Origin of the sequence: Caulobacter sp. D5, from assembly GCF_003185805.1 — a bacterium.
Lineage (GTDB): Bacteria > Pseudomonadota > Alphaproteobacteria > Caulobacterales > Caulobacteraceae > Caulobacter.
This window is the reverse complement of the sequence record NZ_QHJY01000275.1, coordinates 1-3169: the sequence shown is the minus strand read 5'-3', so window position 1 is coordinate 3169 and position 3169 is coordinate 1. Positions and strand designations below refer to the sequence as shown.

Sequence of the window (3169 nt, the reverse complement as noted above, 5' to 3'; positions counted from 1 at the left end):
GGAACGCCGCCGGCGCTGGTCCCGGGGAAGCGCTGCTGGCCATAGCGCGAAGGCGTCCCGCCGGGGCGGTAGTCGGAGCGGGCGCCCCCGTTGCTGCCGGTCAGGGCCGCGCGGGCGGCGCGCCACATGGCGGGATTGTTCTGGGCGGCGCTGACCGGGAAGCCGACCGAGCCCGGACCGACCGACGGCTGGGCCATCATACCGCCGCCGGCGGGACCCATGGCCCGGCCGCCGGGGGCGGGACCCTGGGCGTAGGCGCTGGAGCCGAGCCCAGCGGTGAAGGGCAGGGCGGCGGCGTCGGCCCGGCGGCTGGCCGCGCCCGCGCCGGCGAAGGGCGGCGGCGCGTAGAACAGCAGGCGCACGTCGTCGGGATCGGCGTTCAGCAGACGGGCGAGATCGGCGCTCGACTTCTCCGAGGCCACCCAGCCGGGGCTCGACAGCGACGGCGGCTCCTTCTCGACCGTGCGCACCAGCGGACGGGTCTCACTGGCGTCGATCGGTCCGCCCTTCAGGCCGGCGGCGATGTCGGCCAGGCTGTGCTGGGCCGGCGGCTTGGGCGGCAGAAGCAAGGTGAGCGCCAGGGTCGCCAGCTGCGCCACGACCAGGCTGGCCAGCAGCAGGGCGACGATCTGCAGGGCGATCGGGGCGCTGGGACGGCGCAGACGGGCGGCCAGGGTCTTCATTCGACCACCACCTTGGCGTCCAGCACATAGCCGACGCCGCGATAGGTCTTGATCAGTTCCTGGTCGCACTGGGCCTCGATCTTGCGGCGCAGGCGGCTGATGTGCAGGTCCACGCCGCGGCCGACGGTCTCGGCGGCCTCGCCGCGGATGACGGTCAGCAGGTCCTCGCGCGACACCACCGAGCGGGCGTTGTCGAGCAGCAGCGACAGGATGGCCAGCTCGCCCCGCGTCAGCAGCAGCAGCGTGCCGCCCGGCGCGGTCAGCTGGCGGGCGGCCAGGTCCAGGCGGAAGCCGGCGAAGGCGTAGGTGTTGCGCTTTGGGTTCTTGCCGGGCGGGCCGGCGGCGCTGCGACGGCGCAGCAGGGCCTTGACCCGGGCCAGCAGTTCGCGCGGCGGGATCGGCTTGACCACGTAGTCGTCGGCGCCGAGCTCCAGGCCCAGGATCCGGTCGACCGGCTCGCCCATGGCGCTGAGCATCAGGATGGCCGGGCCGTCGCCCCGCGCCAGCTGGCGGCACAGCGACAGGCCGTCCTCGCCGGGCAGGTTGACGTCGAGCACGACCACGTCGACGGCGCGGGCGTCCAGCACCTCGCGCGCCGCGCCGACCGTCGAGGCCTGGCGCACGGCGTAGCCCTGGGCGCCGAGGTAGCCGGCCATCTCGCGGCGGAGGACGTCGTCGTCTTCCACCAGGAGGACGGTCGCGGTCTCGGTGATCGAGGCGTCGGGGGTCATCGCGTCTGGACTATGACACACCAAAAGGCTCCGAGTCATAGGGGGAGGGGCTGCAAGCGGGCCTCTATGCGCGTCACGACGTCGCGCGGGGGTGGTATTTGCGACCGAGGCGGGAAACCCGATCATCGTTCCGCTCCGCAGTTGAGCGTGAGGATGTCGAGAATCCGTCGTTCGCCGCCGATTCGGCCCAACTGCACGACGACGTCGACCATGGCCCCGACGTAGTCGATGGTCTCGCGCCGCGAGAGCGCCAGGCCCGCCTGCATCGTCATGAGGGCGATCTGCTCCAGGGCGCCGCGCGGCGTGCTGGCGTGCACCGTGCTCAGCGATCCCGGATGGCCGGTGTTGATCGCCCGCAGGAACGTCGCCGCCTCGCGGCCGCGCATCTCGCCCAGGATGATCCGGTCGGGACGCAGCCGCAGGGCGGCCTGCAGCAGGTCGTCGACATCGACCCGCGCCTCGCCCTCGTCGCCCTTCACGGCCACCAGGCCAAGGGCGTTGGGCTGGGAGAGGGCCAGTTCCGGGGCGTCCTCGACCAGCACGATGCGGTCCTCGGCCGGCGCGGTGCGCAGCAGGGCGTTCAGGAACGTCGTCTTGCCCGACGAGGTGCCGCCCGAGATCAGGATCGTCTTCCGCGCGGCGACGGCCGCGCGCAGGAACTCGATCGGCTCCTGGCGCGCGGCGGCGTCGAGGGCTTCGGACGAGGCGGGCGCGGCGGGCGGCGGCAGCGGACCCTTGCGGAAGGCCTCCAGGTCGAGATCGGCCAGGCGGTGGCGGCGGATGGCCAGGGCCCACCCTGAGCGGGTGGCCGGCGGTCCGACCATCTGCAACCGCTCGCCGCCGGGCAGGGTGGCGGCCAGCAGGGGGCTCTGCCGGTTGACGCCCTGGAAGGTCCAGCGCGCCACTTGCGTCGCCAGCCGCTCCAGCAGCCGGTCGTCGATGGCGGGCACGAGCACGCGCTGCATGCTCCGTGCGCCGGCGGTCTCGATCCACACCTCGCCCGGCCGGTTGACCAGGATCTCCGAGACGTCGGCGCGCTCCAGCCACGGCGCGAACGGCGCCAGGTAGGTGCGCAGATAGACGTCCTGCGGGGGAAGGGCGGCCGCCGGGGCGTTCACCGGCCGAACTCCAGGTCGCGGGCGACGAACACCTGCACCGGCGTGCCCTGGGCGACGCGGATGGTCGGCGAGATCTTGCCGTCGGTCTGCAGGGCCTGGCTGGCGGCGCTGGAGGCGTCGCCGCTGGAGCCGATGACCACCGTGCTCGACGAGCCGTTCCCCAGCGACGAGGCCGCGCCGGAAACGACCGACAGCAGGATGGCCGCGCCGAACCGCTGGGCGAAGTGGCGGTCGACCTTGCCGCCGACCCCGGCCTGGCCGCTCTCGTCGGTGACCGGCGAGGCCAGCTGCACCGAGACGCCGTCAGGGCGGATCAGGCGGGTCCAGACTACGAAGGCCCGGCTCTGGCCGGTGGCGACGCCGCTCTTGTACTGGCCGATCAGCCGGCTGCCGCGCGGGATCAGCACCCGCGAGCCGTCGAAGCCGCGCACGTCGCGGCTGACGATGGCGCGGGCGTAGCCGGGCAGGTCGGAGTTCAGCGCCGTCTCCAGCACCGCCGGGATGATCGCGCCCTGCACGACGGTGCCGGCCGGGTCGGAAAGGCTGGAGGCGCGGGCGCTGGGCGGGGCGTCGTTTCCAGCCCGCAGCGCGAACTGCTCGTCGGCGCTGAGCTGGCCCTGCGGCGCGGCCGAGGCGG

At 73.9% G+C, this 3169-nt stretch carries 3 protein-coding genes and 1 pseudogene; all 4 read right to left on the bottom strand.

The genetic code is table 11. The features are described 5' to 3' along the window. Positions 1 to 683, bottom strand: a pseudogene (locus DMC18_RS26625) (hypothetical protein); the annotation flags it as partial. Next, positions 680 to 1414, bottom strand: a complete 735-nt coding sequence (locus DMC18_RS17410) for a response regulator (protein WP_110133148.1) — start codon at positions 1412 to 1414, stop codon at positions 680 to 682. The pseudogene DMC18_RS26625 and the gene DMC18_RS17410, both read right to left, overlap by 4 nt. Before the next feature lie 122 nt (positions 1415 to 1536). Beyond that, on the bottom strand, positions 1537 to 2532 hold the full coding sequence (virB11, locus tag DMC18_RS17405; protein ID WP_110120957.1) for a P-type DNA transfer ATPase VirB11: 996 nt from the start codon (positions 2530 to 2532) through the stop codon (positions 1537 to 1539). Further along, on the bottom strand, positions 2529 to 3169 hold a 641-nt coding region (locus tag DMC18_RS17400), incomplete at its 5' end, for a TrbI/VirB10 family protein (protein ID WP_146218108.1). The genes DMC18_RS17400 and virB11, both read right to left, overlap by 4 nt.